The sequence below is a fragment of the Xenorhabdus budapestensis genome, from assembly GCF_017743015.1.
GTDB classification, from domain to species: domain Bacteria; phylum Pseudomonadota; class Gammaproteobacteria; order Enterobacterales; family Enterobacteriaceae; genus Xenorhabdus; species Xenorhabdus budapestensis.
The window spans coordinates 1,827,504-1,845,700 of sequence record NZ_CP072455.1; the positions used below are offsets into that span (position 1 = coordinate 1,827,504).

Sequence of the window (18,197 nt, forward strand, 5' to 3'; positions counted from 1 at the left end):
TTAATCTTTAGCCTTTATTCTAAGACAATTTAATAATAAAGAATGAAGATATGGATATTATTTATACATAATTAAAAAATGAGTAGCACTCTGTTTGCTGGATAATTAAAATTGCGTTCATGAAAACAAATAATCAAATTGTACAGTTTGTCACTATTGATGACGATGAAGCAGGCCAGAGAATTGATAACTATTTGCTGGCTCGCTTAAAAGGTGTACCTAAGAGTATGGTCTATCGGATCTTGCGCAAAGGTGAAGTTAGAGTCAATAAAGGAAGAGTTAAGCCTGAATATAAATTGACAGCCAATGATATTGTCAGAATTCCGCCTGTCAGAGTGGCAGAAAAACAGAATGTTCCTGTTTCTGTGAAGCTGGATAAAGTAGCGGCTTTGGCAGAATGTATTCTTTATGAAGATGATTATATTTTAGTTATCAATAAACCATCAGGAACAGCCGTACATGGTGGCAGCGGGCTAAGCTTTGGTGTGATTGAAGGATTGCGTGCATTACGGCCTGAAGCGCGTTTTCTTGAACTGGTACATCGCCTTGATCGTGATACCTCCGGGGTTTTACTGATTGCGAAGAAACGTTCAGCTTTACGTTCACTACATGAGCAATTACGTTTAAAGCAAATGCAGAAAGATTATTTGGCATTGGTGCGCGGCCAATGGCAATCCCATTGTAAAGTAGTGCAGGCACCTTTATTAAAAAATATTCTACAAAGCGGCGAGAGGGTTGTTAAGGTTAGCAGTGAGGGTAAACCATCTGAGACGCGTTTCAAGGTTGAAGAGCGGTATGCATTTGCCACACTGGTGCGAGCCAGCCCTGTAACGGGACGTACTCACCAGATCCGTGTGCATACCTTATATGCAGGGCATCCAATTGCATTTGATGATCGCTACGGTGACAAAAAATTTGATGAACAGCTTGCAGAAACAGAGATAAATCGGCTATTTCTGCATGCTAGTTCATTAAAGTTTACCCATCCATCAACAGGAGAGACTTTGCGTTTTGAAGCGCCAATGGATGTCGGGTTACGGCAATGTTTAAAAAAATTGCGTCAAATGTAATTAAATAGTCATAGGTTAGTTATGAATATTGTGCCGTCAGAGGGTTTATCCCCTGGCGGATAAACATTTCTGTCAGTGTAATCAATGGCAGCCCAATTAATGTATTGGGATCTTTACCGTCAAGTTTTTCAAATAACGTAATTCCCAAACCTTCACTTTTAAAACTGCCCGCACAATTGAAAGGCTGTTCTTTTTTTAGATAATTGATGATTTCAGCTTCAGTCAGTGTCCTGAAGTGAACATGAAATGGTTCACAGCGCGTATCGGTATTTCCTGTTTTGCTATTGAATAATGTGATGCCAGTGTAAAAAGTGACGCGTTGTCCACTGGCTTTTTTTAGTTGTGAGAGAGCATTCTCAAAATTATGGGGTTTTCCTGTAATTTTACCGTTTAAAACACATACCTGATCGGAACCTATAATAAGGTGACTGGAATAATGTTTTTGTAATGTGGTAGCCTTTGCTTGTGAAAGGCGTATGACTAATTGCTCAGGAGTTTCATTCTCCTGCGAACTTTCATCAATATGTGGTGCTGCACAGGTAAAAGGTAAACCTATTTTTTCTAACAATAAGCGGCGATATATCGAAGTTGACGATAAAACAATCGGAAGCATCATTTTTCCATAAAATACGTAGAGAAATATTTGCAGGCATTTTAAACTATACACCGCTTATTAAGCGAATATTTGGCGAAAAGGTGCAGATGTGTGGCCTTTTTCTTTGACTATGTCTCATTACAAAGATAATATGCGCGCCTTATGCAGAAGGTAAAATTACCCCTGACCATTGATGTACTTCGTACAGCCCAGAAAAGATTAGACTACGAAGGTAGTTATTCTGCTGAACAAGTATCTCGTCTCGTAGAGTCTGTGGTCAGTGTGGATAGTGATGTAGATAGCTCATTATCATTTCAGATTGATAATCAGCGTTTGGCAGTTGTAAAAGGGCATTCAGATGTGGATGTTACGTTTGCCTGTCAGCGCTGTGGCAGTAATTTCAGTCATCATGTTCACACAACGTATTGTTTTAGCCCGGTCGTCAATGATGAGCAGGCTGACGCATTACCGGAAGAGTATGAGCCAATTGACATTAATGAATTTGGTGAAATAGATTTACTGGCTATGATTGAAGATGAAATAATTCTCTCTCTGCCAGTAGTTCCGGTACATGATTCTGAACACTGTGAAGTGTCCGACGCGGACAGGGTGTTTGGTGTTCTGCCTCCTGAAGCAGAAAAGCCAAACCCATTTGCCGCATTAGCCAGTTTAAAGAAAAGTACTTAAGGAGTAAGGTCAATGGCCGTACAACAGAATAAACCAACTCGTTCTAAACGTGGTATGCGTCGTTCTCATGACGCACTGACTACAGCACAAGTTTCTGTAGACAAAACTTCTGGTGAAACTCACCTGCGTCACCATGTGACTGCTGATGGTTACTACCGTGGCCGCAAGGTAATCAACAAGTAATTTCAGCTAATTATTAGCAAGTTGATATCTTGGCTAATCTAACCTTAGCGTTAGATGCTATGGGCGGGGATTTTGGTCCTCGCATCACGGTGCCTGCTGCATTGCAGGCACTGGCATCTAATCCGCGATTAAAACTACTGTTGGTCGGTGATCCCGAAACCATTTCTCCTTTGCTTGCAAATAAAAATGCTGAGCTGCTCGGCCGTTTGCAAATTATTCCTGCGGAACATGTTGTTGCCAATGATGTAAGGCCTTCTCAGGCAATTCGTTCTAGTCACGGCACTTCAATGCGTATTGCACTAAATTTAGTGAAATTAGGTGAAGCGCAAGCATGTGTCAGTGCGGGGAATACCGGAGTGTTAATGGGGCTGGCTAAATTGATGTTGAAATCGATAGAGGGGATTGAACGGCCTGCTTTAGTGACAGTTATACCCAATTTGAAACAACAGAAAACAGTTGTATTAGATTTGGGCGCTAATATTAATTGTAATAGTCGTATGTTAGTGCAATTTGCCATTATGGGCGCTGTGATGGCAGAAGATGTTGCAGGTGCAAACAATCCGCGTGTGGCATTACTTAATATCGGGGAAGAAGAATCCAAGGGGCTAGATAATATCCGCGAAGCCGCCATGATATTACGGAATAGTAATTTAATTAATTACATAGGTTATGTGGAAGGTAATGAGTTATTAACGGGGAAAACAGATGTCCTCGTGTGTGACGGCTTCGCAGGTAATGTTACGCTGAAGACAATGGAAGGCGCAATCAGAGTGATTCTGTCTCTGGTTAAATCATCAGGTGGGCAGAAGAAAAAATCGTCATGGTTGGTGAAAATATTCAGGAAGTTTTTGCTCAAACAAATAGCAAAACGCTTTGGTCATCTAAACCCTGATCAGTATAACGGCGCAACACTATTAGGATTGCGTGGTATTGTCATAAAAAGTCATGGTGCCGCGAATGAATACGCATTCAAAGCTGCTATCGAGCAAGCCGTTAAGGCGGTAGAGAAGCAGGTTCCGGAAAGGATCGCAGCCCGACTAGATGCAGTATTACCCAAGAGTGAATAAGCATAAATGTATACAAAGATCTTAGGCACGGGCAGTTATTTGCCTTCTCAGGTGCGTACTAACGCAGATTTAGAAAAAATGGTGGATACAACTGATGAGTGGATCGTGACTCGTACAGGTATCCGTGAACGCCGTATAGCTGCTGAAGGTGAAACAGTTGCTATCATGGGATTCAGGGCAGCTGAAAAAGCCATTGAAATGGCCGGTATCAATAAAACGCAAATCGATTTGATTGTTGTTGCAACAACAACGGGAAGCCATGCTTTTCCCAGCAGCGCTTGTCAGATCCAGAAGTTGTTAGGTATTAACAGTATTCCGGCTTTTGATATTGCGGCTGCTTGTGCCGGGTTTGCATATGCATTGAGTATTGTTGATCAATTTATTAAAACTGGTGCCGCTAAACATGCACTGGTTATTGGATCTGATATTGTCTCTAAAATTGTAAATCCTGAAGATCGCAGTACAGTTATCCTCTTTGGCGATGCCGCAGGTGCGATGGTTGTCGGCGCTTCTGAAGCTCCGGGTGTTCTGTCAACTCACCTGCATGCAGATGGTCATTATGGTGAATTACTGTCAGTCCCTCATCAAGATCGCCAAAAATTGGGTTCACCAGCATACGTCACAATGGTTGGCAATGAAGTATTTAAGGTTGCTGTGCGAGAATTAGCGAATATCGTTGATGAGACTTTAAAAGCTAACAATTTAGATCATTCGCAGCTTGACTGGCTGGTTCCTCATCAGGCGAACTTACGTATTATTTCTGCGACAGCTAAAAAACTGAATATGACTATGGATAAAGTTGTCGTGACACTGGATCGTCATGGCAATACCTCAGCGGCATCTGTTCCGACTGCATTTGACGAAGCGGTACGTGATGGAAGAATTCAACGTGGCCAACTTGTTTTACTTGAAGCATTTGGCGGTGGCTTTACCTGGGGCTCAGCGCTAGTACGTTTTTAACTTAACAGGAAGATAAACATGTCTGATTTTGCAATGGTATTCCCTGGCCAAGGTTCTCAATCCCTTGGCATGCTAGCTGATTTAGCTACAGAATTTCCGCTTGTAGAACAAACCTTCGCAGAGGCTTCTGAGGTTCTGGGATACGATTTATGGGAATTAGTTCAGCAGGGGCCAGCGGAAGAACTGAATAAAACGTGGAAAACACAGCCTGCATTGCTGGCGGCTTCCTTTGCCATTTGGCGGATATGGCAGGAGCGGGGTGGTCAAGCTCCTTCTATGATGGCTGGTCATAGCCTTGGTGAATATTCTGCACTGGTTTGTGCTGGTGTAATTGAATTCCAACAAGCTATCAAGTTGGTTGAATTACGCGGAAAACTGATGCAGGAGGCAGTATCTGAAGGGCAAGGTGCTATGTATGCCATTATTGGCCTGGATAATGAGTCCATTGCAAAAGCATGCCAAGAATCAGCACAGGGACAGATTGTTTCGCCTGTTAACTTTAACTCTCCTGGACAGGTCGTAATTGCTGGCGAGAAAGAAGCAGTAGAGCGTGCAGGGGCTGCATGTAAAGCGGCTGGGGCTAAGCGAGCTCTGCCTTTGGCAGTCAGTGTTCCTTCACATTGTGCCCTGATGAAATCTGCGGCAGACCAGTTGGCAACGGCACTGCAATCTGTTGTGTTTAATCAACCGCAGTTCCCTGTTGTCAATAATGTGGATGTTAAAGTAGAAGAATCTGCTGATGCAATTCGGGATGCTCTGGTTCGTCAGTTGTATCATCCTGTACGCTGGGCAGAATCTGTTGAATATATTGCAACGCAAAGTATTGATAAAATTTTAGAAATAGGACCAGGTAAGGTATTAACTGGTTTAACAAAACGAATTGTTGATACTTTAAGTGCTGTAGCAGTAAATGATGTATCATCATTCACAATTGCTCTGAATAAATGACTGAGGAAAACATGGGCTTTGATGGAAAAATTGCACTAGTTACTGGTGCTAGCCGTGGCATAGGTCGAGCGATTGCAGAATTATTGGCTGAACGTGGCGCACGTGTAATTGGTACTGCGACCAGTGAAAAGGGAGCCGAGGCAATCAGTGCCTATCTTGGTAATAAAGGCAAAGGTTTTGTACTGAATGTCACAGATTCAGCATCCATTGAACAAGCACTATCGAATATTCGTGCTGAATTTGGTGAAATAGACATTCTAGTGAATAATGCGGGCATCACACGTGATAACTTGTTGATGCGTATGAAAGATGATGAGTGGCAAAATATTGTTAACACTAATCTTTCTTCGATTTTTCGTCTGTCAAAAGCAGTAATGCGTTCTATGATGAAAAAACGTTATGGGCGTATTATTTCCATTGGATCTGTTGTTGGAACAATGGGAAATGCGGGGCAGGCGAATTACGCGGCAGCGAAAGCAGGGGTCATTGGTTTTAGCAAATCACTGGCCCGTGAAGTCGCTTCTCGTGGCATTACCGTCAATGTTATTGCACCTGGCTTTATCGAAACGGATATGACCAGAGCGTTGACAGACGACCAACGGGCAGGCATTTTATCTCAAGTTCCTGCTAATCGTCTCGGTGATGCAAAGGAAATTGCCAGTGCTGTAGCGTTTCTTGCTTCTGATGAGGCCGCTTACATTACGGGTGAAACATTGCATGTCAATGGTGGCATGTACATGATTTAAAAATGAGCGAACCCACTATTTTTGATGTATTTTTTGTACAAAAAAAGCAGTTGGTGGTTCGACCAGCCGGGATTTGGTTGCATCTTTTCCTGTATTTTATAAACTACGAAAACCATCGCGAAAGCGAGTTTTGATAGGAAATTTAATAGTATGAGCACTATCGACGAACGCGTTAAGAAAATCATCGTTGAACAACTGGGTGTTAAAGAGGAAGAAGTTGTAAACACAGCTTCATTTGTTGATGACTTGGGCGCTGATTCTCTTGACACAGTTGAACTGGTAATGGCTCTGGAAGAAGAGTTCGATATTGAGATCCCAGACGAAGAAGCTGAAAAAATCACTACAGTTCAGGCTGCTATTGACTACGTTGAAAACGCAGGTAAATAAGCACATATACCTAGGCGGTCGTTCGACCGCCTATGTTTTTTGTCTTACATTTTTTCCCTCCCTGGAGGATAACCGTGTCTAAGCGTCGAGTAGTCGTGACCGGACTAGGCATGGTATCTCCTGTCGGCAATACAGTAGAGTCTTCTTGGAACGCTGTTTGTATCGGACAGAGTGGTATCGGCCTTATCGAACATTTTGACACCGCTAACCATGCAACTAAGTTTGCTGGTGTGGTGAAGAATTTTAATCATGAAGATTTCAATCTTTCGCGTAAAGATGCACGAAAGATGGATTTGTTCATTCAGTATGGTATTGCTGCTGGCATTCAAGCCATTGAGGATGCAGGAATCGAAGTAACAGAAGCCAATGCTGGCCGCTTTGGTGCTGCGATTGGTTCTGGTATTGGTGGTTTGGGCTTGATTGAAGAAAACCACAGTACATTGCTTTCGGCCGGGCCTCGTAAGGTCAGCCCATTCTTTGTACCTTCAACCATTATTAATATGGTAGCAGGCCATTTGAGCATTCTATATGGTCTTCGTGGTCCTAGTATTTCTATTGCAACTGCTTGTACTTCTGGCGTACACAACATCGGCCATGCGGCGCGTATCATTGCATATAATGATGCCGATATCATGTTGGCGGGTGGTGCTGAGAAGGCAAGTACAGAATTTGGTGTTGCAGGGTTTGGCGCTGCCCGTGCATTATCGACCCGTAATGATGATCCTCAAGGTGCGAGCCGCCCCTGGGATAAAGATCGTGATGGATTTGTTCTGGGTGATGGTGCTGGTGTTATTGTTCTTGAAGAATACGAACACGCCAAAAAAAGGGGCGCGAAAATTTATGCTGAAGTAGTTGGCTTCGGTATGAGTAGTGATGCGTATCACATGACATCTCCACCGGAAAATGGAGCAGGTGCAGCACTTGCTATGGAAAATGCTTTGAGAGATGCAGATATTTCTCCGGATCAGGTGGGCTACATTAATGCTCATGGTACTTCAACGCCAGCAGGTGATCTTGCTGAAGCTGTGGCAGTGGAGTCTGTATTTGGTAAAGGCACTAAAGTATTAGTGAGTTCAACTAAATCTATGACAGGTCACTTGCTGGGCGCGGCAGGAGCGGTGGAATCTATTTTTACCATTCTTTCCCTGCGTGATCAGATTGTTCCTCCAACCATTAACCTGGTTAATCAGGATGAAAATTGCCGTTTGGATTTTGTCCCTAGTCAGGCGCGCAACGTTGGAAGAATGGAATATGCGTTGTGTAACTCTTTCGGCTTCGGTGGAACTAACGGTTCACTGATTTTCCGTAAGATGTAAGACACTCAATTTCCTAGAAAAAGCCTCAACTCTTATGTTGGGGTTTTTTTATGTTTTATTTCTGTGCTTTTCAGATGCACATTTTTGCACTGCCACGACTCATATACTATTATAACGCCCCTTATAAGCTGAGGTTTCCACACCTTTTTATTTAAGAATCAAAAAATAAGATGATGTATTGGATTAACGGCAAATTATACGATCAACTTTCTGCTAATGATCGTTCGGTACAATTTGGGGATGGCTGCTTTACCACAATAAGAGTTGAGCAAGGTCAGGCGGCTTTGTTGCCTTTGCATATAAAACGGTTACAAAAAGGCGTTGAAAAACTGTTTATGCCTGTGCTGGATTGGATGCAATTGGAAAGCCATATTAAACAAGTTGCTGCGGAGTGTGAATCAGGTGTTTTGAAAGTGATCCTCTCCAGAGGGAATGGTGGCCGTGGGTACAGCTTTGATAGCATTAGTGAGCCAAATCAAATTCTTTCATTAAGTTCATATCCAGAACAATACCATACCTTACGTGAAAGAGGTGTTTCGTTGGGCCTCAGTCCTGTTGCAATGGGGATTAATCCTCATTTGGCAGGCATCAAGCATCTGAACCGTTTGGAGCAGGTTTTGATAAAACGGTTTATTGAACAAGCAAAAATTGATGAAGCGTTGGTACTTGATAGCGATGGGTTATTGGTTGAATGTTGTACCGCAAATATTTTTTGGCGTAGAGGTAAAAACGTTTATACACCGGATTTAAGCCAGTGTGGTGTAGAAGGAGTAATGCGACAGAAGATTATCCAGGTATTGGAAGACAGTGACTATAACTTGTCGTGTGTCATGCGTTATCCTGAAGCATTGGCACATGCCGATGAGGTGATTATTTGTAATTCCCTGATGCCTGTGATGGCTGTCAATCAGATCCTGGCACATAAAAATCAACCTGCGTGGAAATATCAAACCAGAGAATTACATGAATATTTATTACCTGAGTGTTTAAGACTGTAGTTGTAATTCGAGGGTATGAAACAGCGGTTATTCCGTATTCCGTCTCTATCATTGAAGAACAGATAAAAATGGTAATCGAATGAAACTTAAAAAGAACATTCTTGTTTTACCTGGATTGATTATTATTGTTGCAGCAATAGCATTTTTCTTTTTTGTAAAAAAAATAGAAAATTTTTCTGCTCAAAAGGTTAACCTGGCTCAAGATCTTATATTCACAGTACCTGCCGGCACAGGACGTTCCGGGCTGGAAACACTATTAATTCAGCATAAACTCATCGAAGATAACCAATTATTGCCGTGGTTGTTTCGTTTAGAACCAGAATTGGCCAAGTTTAAGGCAGGTACTTTTTGTCTACAAAAAAATATGACGTTAAAAGAAATACTGCAATTATTCTCTAGTGGTAAAGAAATTCAATTTTCTATCCGCTTTATTGAAGGTAGTCGTCTCTCTGACTGGTCAAAGATATTGCAGAATGCGCCATACTTGAAGCATGAGACAGAAGGTAAAACGTCACAAGATCTAACAAAATTGTTGGATATGAAAGCAGGTGAATCACTGGAAGGGTGGTTTTACCCTGATACTTACCTCTATACAGCAGGTACACGTGATATAGAATTACTCAGGCGTGCTTACCAAAAAATGGTCATGGTAATAGAGCAGGAATGGAAAAATCGTGCAGAGAATTTACCGTATAAGAGTGCTTATGAGATGTTAATTATGGCATCTATTATCGAAAAAGAGACTGCGGTAGATTCTGAACGCGCTAAAATCGCATCAGTATTTGTTAATCGTCTGCGGTTAAAGATGCGATTACAAACAGATCCGACAGTCATATATGGGTTGGGCGATAAGTATACCGGAACCATTTTTCGTAGCAGCTTGACCACATTTACACCATACAATACTTATATGATCGAGGGGCTGCCACCGACGCCTATTGCCATGCCAAGTCTTGCATCGATCAAGGCAGCGGCGCATCCGGCCGTGACTGATTATCTATATTTCGTTGCAGATGGTAATGGCGGTCATATATTTACTACGAATTTGGTAGCACATAATAAAGCGGTAAATCTTTATCGTCAGAGATTAAAGCAGGATAAATGAACAGTAAATTTATTGTTATTGAAGGGCTTGAAGGCGCAGGAAAAACTACGGCAATCCAAACTGTGGCTGATACACTGAAACAGCATGGTATTTCTGATCTTGTTTTTACCCGTGAACCGGGTGGAACTCCCTTAGCGGAAAAATTACGTCAATTGATCAAAGAAGGAATTGAAGGAGAGATATTGACGGATAAAGCAGAAGTATTAATGCTTTACGCTGCCAGAGTTCAGTTAGTGGAGAATGTGATCAAGCCTGCTCTGGCAAAAGGCAGTTGGGTTGTCGGAGATCGCCATGATCTGTCTTCTCAGGCATATCAGGGCGGTGGTCGTGGTATTGACCGGAGCTTATTGTCTTCATTGCGTGAAGCAGCGCTCGGTGATTTTTACCCTGATTTGACCATTTATCTTGATTTACCGCCAGAGGTTGGTTTACAGCGTGCCCGCGAGCGTGGTGAATTGGATCGTATTGAAAAAGAATCGCTGGATTTTTTCTATCGTACCCGTACAAGGTATCTCGAACTCGTAGAACAAGATAAGGCCACCAAAAAAATAGATGCAACACAGCCATTGGAAAAAGTACAGGATGATATTCGTCAGATTTTGTTCCATTGGCTGAAACAACGGGAAATGCAGGAATGAATTGGTATCCGTGGCTTAACCATGCGTATCGCCAGTTGATTGAATCTCATCAACAAGGTCGTGGACATCATGCTCTTTTGCTTCATGCGCATGAAGGAACAGGAGCAGATGCATTACTTTATGGGTTAAGCCGCTGGTTGATGTGTCAGAATAAACAAGGCACAAAAAGTTGTGGTAAGTGTCACGGCTGTCATTTGATGCTGGCAGAAACCCATTCTGACTGGCATGTTCTTGCTCCAGAAAAGGGGAAAAGTGTCATTGGTGTGGATGCAATACGCCAGCTTAGTGAAAAACTTTACGAATATTCTCAACAGGGCGGCGCTAAAATTGTGTGGTTATCATCAACAGAAGCGCTCACTGATGCAGCTTCCAACGCCTTGTTGAAAACGTTAGAAGAACCGCCCGGAAATACCTATTTCTTATTGAGGTGCCAACGTCCGGCGAGCTTGCTGGCAACATTGCGAAGCCGCTGTTTCTATTATTTTCTGCCTGTCCCTGAAAATCAAACAGGGTTGTACTGGCTACAAAATCAACTTCCGGCAATATCATTGCAGGATATCCAGACGGCATTAAAATTGTCACAGGGAGCGCCACTGGCTGCAAAACAGTTACTCCAAACTGAAAAATGGCAGCAGAGAACGGCATTTTGTCAGGCTATTACACAGGCATTATATGACTATGATACCTTATCACTTTTGCCATTATTGAATCGTGATGATGCACAACAATCGTTATATTGGCTGATTTGCTTGCTATCTGATGCAGTGAAATGGCAGCAAAAGGCGCAAAATTACTGTATTAATCAAGATCAGCAGGCGTTGATCCACCATTTGGCTTCCAGCCAAGGTGTGGAAAAATTATTAAATATGGTTGATGATTGGACGCGTTGTCGTCATCAATTAATATCCGTAGTGGGCATCAATCGGGAATTGTTACTGACTGAACAATTACTCAATTGGGAAAGGCAACTTTGCTCCACTCGCTAACACATTTAGATACGGGCATATTATGTTTTTAGTGGATTCACATTGTCATCTCGACTGTTTAGATTATGAAACACTGCACAAAAGTGTAGATGATGTAGTTGCTAAAGCCGCAGAAAGGGATGTGAAGTATATGCTGGCGGTAGCAACTACGTTGCCCGGTTTCCAGCAAATGAAAAATATGATTGGTAAACGTGAAAATGTCGCGTATTCCTGTGGTATTCATCCATTGAATCTGGATGAGGGTTACGATTTTGATGAACTTGCCCGATTAGCTGTGGACAATGATGTAATCGCACTGGGGGAAACAGGGCTGGATTATTATTATCAGAAAGAAAATGCAGAATTACAGAGAACTTCATTTCGCCAGCATATCCGTATCGGTCGTGAATTAAATAAGCCCGTGATTGTTCATACCCGTGAAGCAAGAGATGATACCCTGATGGTTTTGCGAGAAGAAAACGTACAGGATTGTGGTGGGGTGCTGCACTGTTTTACAGAAGATAAAGATACAGCACGGGATTTACTGGATCTCGGTTTTTATATTTCTTTCTCAGGTATTGTTACATTTCGTAATGCAGAACAAATTCGTGAAGCTGCAAGGTTTGTCCCTCTCGACCGTATTTTGGTAGAAACTGATTCACCTTATCTGGCCCCGGTTCCTTATCGTGGCAAGCAGAATCAGCCTGCTTATGTACGTGATGTTGCTGAGTATATGGCAGTACTGAAAGGGGTCAGTATTGAGAAGTTGGCAGAAGTAACGACCAGAAACTTTTGTGACTTGTTCCATATTAATATTTAAGAAAATTACATGATAAGAAAGGAGAAGTGAGATGGCAGAAGAAACTATTTTCAGCAAAATCATTCGTCGTGAAATTCCATCTGATATCGTATATCAAGATGATTTGGTGACGGCATTTCGGGATATTTCACCTCAAGCCTCAACTCATATTCTGATTGTCCCTAATGTACTTATTCCAACAGTTAATGATGTTACTCCAGAGCATGAACCTGCATTGGGGCGTTTGTTCACTGTTGCAGCGAAAATCGCCAAACAAGAAGGAATTGCAGAAGATGGTTATCGCCTTATCATGAATTGTAACCGTCATTCGGGACAGGAAGTGTTTCATATCCATATGCATTTGGTAGGTGGACATCCATTAGGCCCACTATTGGTAAGGTAATATTATCCATCACTATTTTTGCTAATAAGTTTTCGTTAATGGATTTACGTTAATGAAACTATGTATAACAGATTCGTATGATAGTTGTGCATGATTCTGTACACGATAGTGTTGTAACTGGAGTAGATTAATGAAAAGAGTTCTTTTAGTTATATTATCAGCAATATTGCTGGCGAGTTGTTCATTAATACCGCCACAGCCGCCTGCTCCTGTTACTCCTGCTGAACCAGAGCAAAAAACAGAACCTCCGGCAAAGCCACTGGAGAAAGTTCCTCAACCTCCAAGGATCCAGTCGATTAGCTGGAATAGCATCGTTCAGCCATTAATTGAACAGCTGGTCAAAGCTCAGGGCGTAGAGGCAGGAAAAGTATTGCTTGTTGATACAGTTAAAAACAACACAAATGGCTCACTGAGAACATTTCAGGCAACTGATGCGATTACAGATGTGGTCAGTAAAAAACAGATTTTTCAGATAGTACCGAAAAAACAGGTGTATTACGCTAGGCAGGCGTTAGGGTTGTCATCAGAAGATAGCCTGGCATTACGCAGTAAATCTATCGGTTTAGCGCGCTATCTAAATGCTGATTATGTGCTCTATTCTGTCGTATCTGGTAATAATGAACAGCGTAAGATAGAGATGCAGCTTATGCTGGTCAAAACGGGTGAGATACTTTGGTCAGGTAGTGGTGATATTGACTAATAATAAAGCCTTACTTGAGGTATTGCGTCAGAAATGGCCTGACATTCCTGCAAGAAATTGGGAAATCAGGCCATTAGCAGGATTGACCCAGGGAAGCCACTATATTACGGATGGCGTACATCAGATGGTGGGACGCAGGCAAATGTGGCATGGTGGAGCTTTGGGGATAAGTCGCCAACGGGAAAATCGGATCTTACGCAGGCTCTCTTTTGTCGGTATTGCGCCTAAAGTCATTGCCATGCATAGTGATTGGCTGTTATTGGAATGGCTGAGCGGAACAAAAGTTACGGCTGAAGCATTTGGTTTACCGTCATTTCAACAGTCGTTGGCGCAAATAGTTGCTAACCTCCATCACCATTCGCCATTGGGTTATTCTCTCCAGCTTAAACAACAAATCGCATCCCAGTGGCAGCAGATTGATAATCAACGGCTTTCACCGGATTGGTTGCGGCTACATAAATTATTTATGACAGCAAAGATGCCTGTTCCTTTGAAAATAGCACCTGCTCACATGGATATTCATCCTGATAACCTGCTTATGACTTCAGAAGGCCTAAAGTTGATTGATTGGGAATATGCAACGGATGTCGATATTGGTTTCTCATTGGCAACCTTATTTAAAGGTAATCAATGGGATGAAATACAGCAGAAGACTTTTTTGAATTATTATTGTACCTACGCATCAGGCTACATTGATATCGTCTTATTGGAGCAAAAAATTAAGCAGTGGGAGCCGTGGGTGAGATACATGATGCTGATGTGGTATGAAGTACGTTGGCAGCAGACAAAAGAGCTGCAATTTTCAGCATTGGCTCATTCCTTGCGCCTAAGCTTTAATCTGGCGTTTTAGTCCGCTGGATGGCGATTAATAAGATGATATTTAATAGATAACCAATACAAATAGAAGTGAGGAATGTTATGGGTCCAGTAATGTTAGATGTTGTTGGTTATGAGCTGGATAGTGAAGAACGTGAAATTCTGCAACATCCATTAGTGGGCGGTTTGATCCTGTTTACCCGCAATTTTCACGATACTCAGCAGTTACATGATTTAGTTTGTCAAATCCGCGAAGCCTCCCGTCATCGTTTAGTTATCGCTGTTGATCAGGAAGGGGGACGTGTACAGCGTTTTCATGAAGGTTTTACTCGCTTACCTGCCGCACAGTCTTTTGCCTGTTTGAATGATGAACTGATGGGGGGACATTTGGCAGAAGAGTCCGGTTGGCTGATGGCATCAGAAATGATTTCAATGGATATTGATATCAGTTTTGCTCCTGTACTGGACTTGGGACATAAGTGCACTGCGATTGGTGAACGTTCGTTTCATGAAGAGCCTGAACAGGCGATGGTAATGGCTGAACGATTTATCAGAGGTATGTATTCGGCAGGAATGAAATCAACGGGTAAACATTTTCCCGGACACGGAGCAGTAACAGCAGATTCTCATAAAGAAACTCCACTGGATGATCGTTCAATGGATATGATTAGCTGTCACGATATGTTGATCTTCCGTGATTTCATTCAACGAAATTTGCTTGATGCAATTATGCCGGCTCATGTGATCTACTCTCAGGTAGATCATCGTCCGGCAAGTGCTTCTCCTTACTGGCTTAAAAACGTTTTACGCCAGCAACTAGGCTTTGATGGCGTTATTTTTTCTGATGATCTGTCAATGGAAGGTGCGGCAGTTATGGGCGGGTATGCTGAACGTGCGAAAGCCTCACTAGAAGCGGGATGCGACATGATTTTGGTGTGCAATAACCGTCAAGGGGCAACGGATGTTTTGGATAACTTACCAATGATTAATTCGAATAAAGTAACACGGTTATATCATCAGGGAGGTCAGTTCAGTCTGGAAGAGCTGAAAAAATCAGAACGTTGGCAGCAGGCAAACACAAAATTGAATAATTTGTGTGAACAGTGGCTAAGCTGCGGCTGATCATTGAATTTGTCTGATTGGTTGCTATCAAATCTGGGATAAAGTTACTGCCTGATGATCCTATCTCTTTTGCCGCTTTTAATTTATTTCTCCCTGAAATTGGTTTCAGAATATCGTTTTGTCAAAAAATCCCATAAATCACATAATGTTAACATTGTAAATTACAAATTTTCATAAACCAGATTTAAGTCGGGTTAATTAAAACTAAGTACACAAATTTTGTGATTGGCGTCTAATTAATCAAAAGAATTTGATAGGGGCTATTTTTGGTATGACCTACTGACTAGCCATGATATTCTGAAGATATTTTCAGTGAGAAATTTATTATGCCTGATATTATTTAAGAACGTTATCCAAAAATTGTTTTAGCGCTTTACATAACATTAGTTGTATTTTCAGTGGGGTAGTCATGACAACGCCAAAGACAAGAATTGTCATCATTGGTGGGGGTGCTGGTGGTTTAGAGCTGGCAACACGTTTGGGGCATAAATTAGGGCGTAAGCAAAAAGCCGAAATTACTTTGGTGGATCGCAATAATAGCCACTTATGGAAGCCATTATTGCATGAAGTCGCAACAGGCTCTCTTGATGATGGTGTTGATGCATTGAGTTATCTGGCCCATGCCAGCAACCATTACTTTAACTTCCAATTAGGTACACTTACAAATATCGATCGTGAAGGAAGAAAAGTCACACTAGCTGAGATCCGCGATGAAGGTAATGATTTACTGGTAGCAGAGCGTGAGTTGGCTTACGACATTCTTGTCATGGCATTGGGTAGCCAATCGAATGATTTCGGTACGGCAGGTGTAAGAGAAAACTGTATTTTCCTTGATAACCCACAACAAGCACATCGTTTCCACAATGAGATGTTAAACCTGTTTCTGAAATATTCTGCAAATCAATGTGCGGAAGAGAAAGTTAACATTGCGATTGTTGGTGGTGGCGCAACAGGTGTTGAGCTTTCAGCAGAGCTGTATAACGCAGTTAAACAGTTGAACAGTTACGGATTCGAAAGCCTGAATTCAGACGCATTGAACGTTACTCTGGTTGAGGCCGGTGAGCGAATTCTGCCGGCATTGCCGCCACGTATTTCCAGTGCTGCGCATCAGGAATTAACCAAACTTGGTGTTAAAGTCTTAACCAAAACTATGGTAACCAGTGCAGATGGACATGGACTGAATACCAAAGATGGTGAACAAATCAAGGCTTCTTTGATGGTTTGGGCTGCGGGAATTAAGGCGCCTGATTTTATGAAAGAGATTGGGGGACTGGAAACAAACCGCATAAATCAGTTGGTTGTGAAACCTACTTTGCAGTCAACATTGGATAATAATATTTTTGCTATCGGTGATTGTGCATCATGCCCGAAAAAAGAGGGGGGGTTTGTTCCTCCGCGCGCTCAGTCTGCTCACCAAATGGCAAACCGTTGTTATAACAATATTTTGGCTCTATTGAATGAGAAACCACTGAAGGAATATGTGTACAAAGATCACGGTTCACTGGTATCTTTATCTAAATTTAGTACAGTGGGTAGTCTGATGGGTAACTTGATGCGTGGCTCTATGATGGTAGAAGGCCGTATTGCACGTATGGTTTATATCTCTTTATACCGCATGCATCAGGTCGCATTACATGGATATATTAAAACAGGCTTAATGATGCTGGTTGGTGGAATTAACCGTGTTATTCGCCCACGCTTGAAATTGCACTAATTGAGTTAAAGTGGTTCATCTGGATTTAAGATATCCAAAATATTTCAGATGAACCATTAAACATTTTTTTATTTTTTCTTGATTATTTATCATATTTTTTGTTATACCTTTCATAATTATTTCTCTATTATTTTTTAGACCTGTTTAATCCTTGTAATAAGGCTAATTTTAATTAGGTAACTATGTCATAACAATGTATGTCAATATGTTAAAATTGAAAATATTTAGTAAAAACATTCAATTTAATGATGTATAAAGAATAGGGAATATAAATTGAATGAAAAAACTCTATTCAATAGATTTTAAATCCTAATAAAAATCAAAAGACTGAAAGATGGATAACATTTATTTTAGTAGCTTCATAGGATTTTTCTTAATAATGAATTGAACGCATTTTTGGTTTCTACAAATAGTTAATGAACATGTTTAAATCCAGGAGTATATCAAATTATTAATATAACAAGGTGCTATGTGAGTAAACTAAAGGCAAGGCAGTGTGGGATTTACTCTCTGATTGTTATGATTGCCGTTGGTATTGCTGCAATATTTTATTTTAAAAACCCGCAGCCTAAAGTTGCACAGGTGCTCTCTTCAGAGCCTATCAAAACAATGGCTTCTGCTCCTCAATATTATTGTAATGGGGCTCTGCTACCATTTCGAATCGGATTGGGAAATATTGAGAATAACCATCTGTCTGTATATAAAAATAGTATGTTTACTCTTATTGAAATGTTAAATATAAAAAGAGAATATCACGTATTGAACTATTCTCAATTAAAAAATTGTGTCATGGTTCATGTCAAGGAAAAACGTATTATTGGGTATGATGTTATTTATATGATCGGTGATAAACCTGGTAAGGTGAGAGTGACACATAAACCAGAACAAACCATTCCTCTGGATGAAAAAGGAAGATTAATTCTCACACCATATTTGTAGAGCCGGGCTGTTTTAAAAAGGGATTGTACCCCAGTCACA

At 41.5% G+C, this 18,197-nt stretch carries 21 protein-coding genes; 20 read left to right on the forward strand and 1 reads right to left on the reverse strand.

What is annotated here, in order from left to right:
• The first annotated feature begins 119 nt into the window (after window positions 1-119).
• Window positions 120-1,070, forward strand: a complete 951-nt coding sequence (rluC, locus tag HGO23_RS08310; RefSeq protein WP_209028537.1) for a 23S rRNA pseudouridine(955/2504/2580) synthase RluC — start codon at window positions 120-122, stop codon at window positions 1,068-1,070.
• Window positions 1,071-1,089: 19 nt separating this feature from the next.
• Here the strand turns inward: rluC and HGO23_RS08315 are convergent, their stop codons facing one another.
• Complete coding sequence (locus HGO23_RS08315) at window positions 1,090-1,683, reverse strand: Maf family protein (RefSeq protein ID WP_099134782.1); 594 nt, start codon at window positions 1,681-1,683, stop codon at window positions 1,090-1,092.
• Window positions 1,684-1,827: 144 nt separating this feature from the next.
• Between HGO23_RS08315 and yceD the strand changes: the two genes are divergently transcribed.
• The 19 genes from yceD (at window position 1,828) to umoD (ending at window position 18,158) form a co-directional block, all read left to right on the forward strand.
• A complete protein-coding gene (yceD, locus tag HGO23_RS08320) occupies window positions 1,828-2,352 on the forward strand; it encodes a 23S rRNA accumulation protein YceD (RefSeq protein ID WP_099134781.1) in 525 nt (174 codons plus the stop codon).
• A gap of 12 nt (window positions 2,353-2,364) precedes the next feature.
• A complete protein-coding gene (gene rpmF, locus HGO23_RS08325; RefSeq protein WP_038260337.1) occupies window positions 2,365-2,535 on the forward strand; it encodes a 50S ribosomal protein L32 in 171 nt (56 codons plus the stop codon).
• 29 nt (window positions 2,536-2,564) lie between these two features.
• Window positions 2,565-3,602, forward strand: a complete 1,038-nt coding sequence (gene plsX, locus HGO23_RS08330) for a phosphate acyltransferase PlsX (RefSeq protein WP_209028538.1) — start codon at window positions 2,565-2,567, stop codon at window positions 3,600-3,602.
• Window positions 3,603-3,608: 6 nt separating this feature from the next.
• Window positions 3,609-4,562 (forward strand): beta-ketoacyl-ACP synthase III, encoded by a 954-nt coding sequence (locus HGO23_RS08335; protein WP_209028539.1) that lies wholly within the window; start codon window positions 3,609-3,611, stop codon window positions 4,560-4,562.
• An 18-nt stretch (window positions 4,563-4,580) separates the two neighbouring features.
• Window positions 4,581-5,510 (forward strand): ACP S-malonyltransferase, encoded by a 930-nt coding sequence (gene fabD, locus HGO23_RS08340; protein ID WP_209028540.1) that lies wholly within the window; start codon window positions 4,581-4,583, stop codon window positions 5,508-5,510.
• An 11-nt stretch (window positions 5,511-5,521) separates the two neighbouring features.
• On the forward strand, window positions 5,522-6,256 hold the full coding sequence (gene fabG / locus HGO23_RS08345) for a 3-oxoacyl-ACP reductase FabG (RefSeq protein ID WP_099134777.1): 735 nt from the start codon (window positions 5,522-5,524) through the stop codon (window positions 6,254-6,256).
• Between the two features lie 150 nt (window positions 6,257-6,406).
• Window positions 6,407-6,643 carry an acyl carrier protein gene (acpP, locus tag HGO23_RS08350; RefSeq protein ID WP_012989255.1) on the forward strand — a complete coding sequence of 79 codons (237 nt, stop codon included), beginning with the start codon at window positions 6,407-6,409 and terminating at the stop codon, window positions 6,641-6,643.
• Between the two features lie 74 nt (window positions 6,644-6,717).
• Window positions 6,718-7,959: a beta-ketoacyl-ACP synthase II gene (fabF, locus tag HGO23_RS08355; protein WP_209028541.1), complete on the forward strand. Its 1,242-nt coding sequence runs from the start codon at window positions 6,718-6,720 to the stop codon at window positions 7,957-7,959.
• Window positions 7,960-8,132: 173 nt separating this feature from the next.
• Window positions 8,133-8,957, forward strand: coding sequence for an aminodeoxychorismate lyase (gene pabC, locus HGO23_RS08360; RefSeq protein ID WP_209028742.1), 825 nt, complete (start codon window positions 8,133-8,135; stop codon window positions 8,955-8,957).
• Window positions 8,958-9,036: 79 nt separating this feature from the next.
• Window positions 9,037-10,062 carry an endolytic transglycosylase MltG gene (gene mltG / locus HGO23_RS08365; RefSeq protein WP_099134774.1) on the forward strand — a complete coding sequence of 342 codons (1,026 nt, stop codon included), beginning with the start codon at window positions 9,037-9,039 and terminating at the stop codon, window positions 10,060-10,062.
• A complete protein-coding gene (gene tmk / locus HGO23_RS08370; RefSeq protein WP_209028542.1) occupies window positions 10,059-10,700 on the forward strand; it encodes a dTMP kinase in 642 nt (213 codons plus the stop codon). Before mltG ends, tmk begins: the two co-directional genes overlap by 4 nt.
• On the forward strand, window positions 10,697-11,686 hold the full coding sequence (gene holB / locus HGO23_RS08375) for a DNA polymerase III subunit delta' (protein WP_099134772.1): 990 nt from the start codon (window positions 10,697-10,699) through the stop codon (window positions 11,684-11,686). Before tmk ends, holB begins: the two co-directional genes overlap by 4 nt.
• A 22-nt stretch (window positions 11,687-11,708) precedes the next feature.
• Window positions 11,709-12,485 carry a metal-dependent hydrolase gene (locus HGO23_RS08380; RefSeq protein ID WP_099134771.1) on the forward strand — a complete coding sequence of 259 codons (777 nt, stop codon included), beginning with the start codon at window positions 11,709-11,711 and terminating at the stop codon, window positions 12,483-12,485.
• A gap of 31 nt (window positions 12,486-12,516) precedes the next feature.
• On the forward strand, window positions 12,517-12,867 hold the full coding sequence (gene hinT / locus HGO23_RS08385; protein WP_099134770.1) for a purine nucleoside phosphoramidase: 351 nt from the start codon (window positions 12,517-12,519) through the stop codon (window positions 12,865-12,867).
• 130 nt (window positions 12,868-12,997) lie between these two features.
• A complete protein-coding gene (lpoB, locus tag HGO23_RS08390) occupies window positions 12,998-13,567 on the forward strand; it encodes a penicillin-binding protein activator LpoB (RefSeq protein WP_209028543.1) in 570 nt (189 codons plus the stop codon).
• Window positions 13,554-14,417: a phosphotransferase gene (locus HGO23_RS08395; protein ID WP_209028544.1), complete on the forward strand. Its 864-nt coding sequence runs from the start codon at window positions 13,554-13,556 to the stop codon at window positions 14,415-14,417. Before lpoB ends, HGO23_RS08395 begins: the two co-directional genes overlap by 14 nt.
• 68 nt (window positions 14,418-14,485) lie before the next feature.
• A complete protein-coding gene (gene nagZ / locus HGO23_RS08400; RefSeq protein WP_099134767.1) occupies window positions 14,486-15,505 on the forward strand; it encodes a beta-N-acetylhexosaminidase in 1,020 nt (339 codons plus the stop codon).
• A gap of 409 nt (window positions 15,506-15,914) precedes the next feature.
• The gene (locus HGO23_RS08405; protein WP_099134766.1) at window positions 15,915-17,219 is read left to right on the forward strand and encodes an NAD(P)/FAD-dependent oxidoreductase; all 1,305 of its coding nucleotides are present in this window, start codon (window positions 15,915-15,917) and stop codon (window positions 17,217-17,219) included.
• A 471-nt stretch (window positions 17,220-17,690) separates the two neighbouring features.
• Window positions 17,691-18,158 (forward strand): UmoD family flagellar biogenesis regulator, encoded by a 468-nt coding sequence (umoD, locus tag HGO23_RS08410; RefSeq protein WP_209028545.1) that lies wholly within the window; start codon window positions 17,691-17,693, stop codon window positions 18,156-18,158.
• The last annotated feature ends 39 nt before the right edge of the window (window positions 18,159-18,197 follow it).

Bases quoted from the DNA above. Each gene is read 5' to 3' on its own strand.
- rluC (WP_209028537.1), top strand. From the start codon at position 120: ATGAAAACAAATAATCAAATTGTACAGTTTGTCACTATTGATGACGAT.
- HGO23_RS08315 (WP_099134782.1), bottom strand. From the start codon at position 1,683: ATGCTTCCGATTGTTTTATCGTCAACTTCGATATATCGCCGCTTATTG.
- yceD (WP_099134781.1), top strand. From the start codon at position 1,828: ATGCAGAAGGTAAAATTACCCCTGACCATTGATGTACTTCGTACAGCC.
- rpmF (WP_038260337.1), top strand. From the start codon at position 2,365: ATGGCCGTACAACAGAATAAACCAACTCGTTCTAAACGTGGTATGCGT.
- HGO23_RS08335 (WP_209028539.1), top strand. From the start codon at position 3,609: ATGTATACAAAGATCTTAGGCACGGGCAGTTATTTGCCTTCTCAGGTG.
- fabD (WP_209028540.1), top strand. From the start codon at position 4,581: ATGTCTGATTTTGCAATGGTATTCCCTGGCCAAGGTTCTCAATCCCTT.
- fabG (WP_099134777.1), top strand. From the start codon at position 5,522: ATGGGCTTTGATGGAAAAATTGCACTAGTTACTGGTGCTAGCCGTGGC.
- acpP (WP_012989255.1), top strand. From the start codon at position 6,407: ATGAGCACTATCGACGAACGCGTTAAGAAAATCATCGTTGAACAACTG.
- pabC (WP_209028742.1), top strand. From the start codon at position 8,133: ATGTATTGGATTAACGGCAAATTATACGATCAACTTTCTGCTAATGAT.
- mltG (WP_099134774.1), top strand. From the start codon at position 9,037: ATGAAACTTAAAAAGAACATTCTTGTTTTACCTGGATTGATTATTATT.
- tmk (WP_209028542.1), top strand. From the start codon at position 10,059: ATGAACAGTAAATTTATTGTTATTGAAGGGCTTGAAGGCGCAGGAAAA.
- holB (WP_099134772.1), top strand. From the start codon at position 10,697: ATGAATTGGTATCCGTGGCTTAACCATGCGTATCGCCAGTTGATTGAA.
- HGO23_RS08380 (WP_099134771.1), top strand. From the start codon at position 11,709: ATGTTTTTAGTGGATTCACATTGTCATCTCGACTGTTTAGATTATGAA.
- hinT (WP_099134770.1), top strand. From the start codon at position 12,517: ATGGCAGAAGAAACTATTTTCAGCAAAATCATTCGTCGTGAAATTCCA.
- lpoB (WP_209028543.1), top strand. From the start codon at position 12,998: ATGAAAAGAGTTCTTTTAGTTATATTATCAGCAATATTGCTGGCGAGT.
- nagZ (WP_099134767.1), top strand. From the start codon at position 14,486: ATGGGTCCAGTAATGTTAGATGTTGTTGGTTATGAGCTGGATAGTGAA.
- HGO23_RS08405 (WP_099134766.1), top strand. From the start codon at position 15,915: ATGACAACGCCAAAGACAAGAATTGTCATCATTGGTGGGGGTGCTGGT.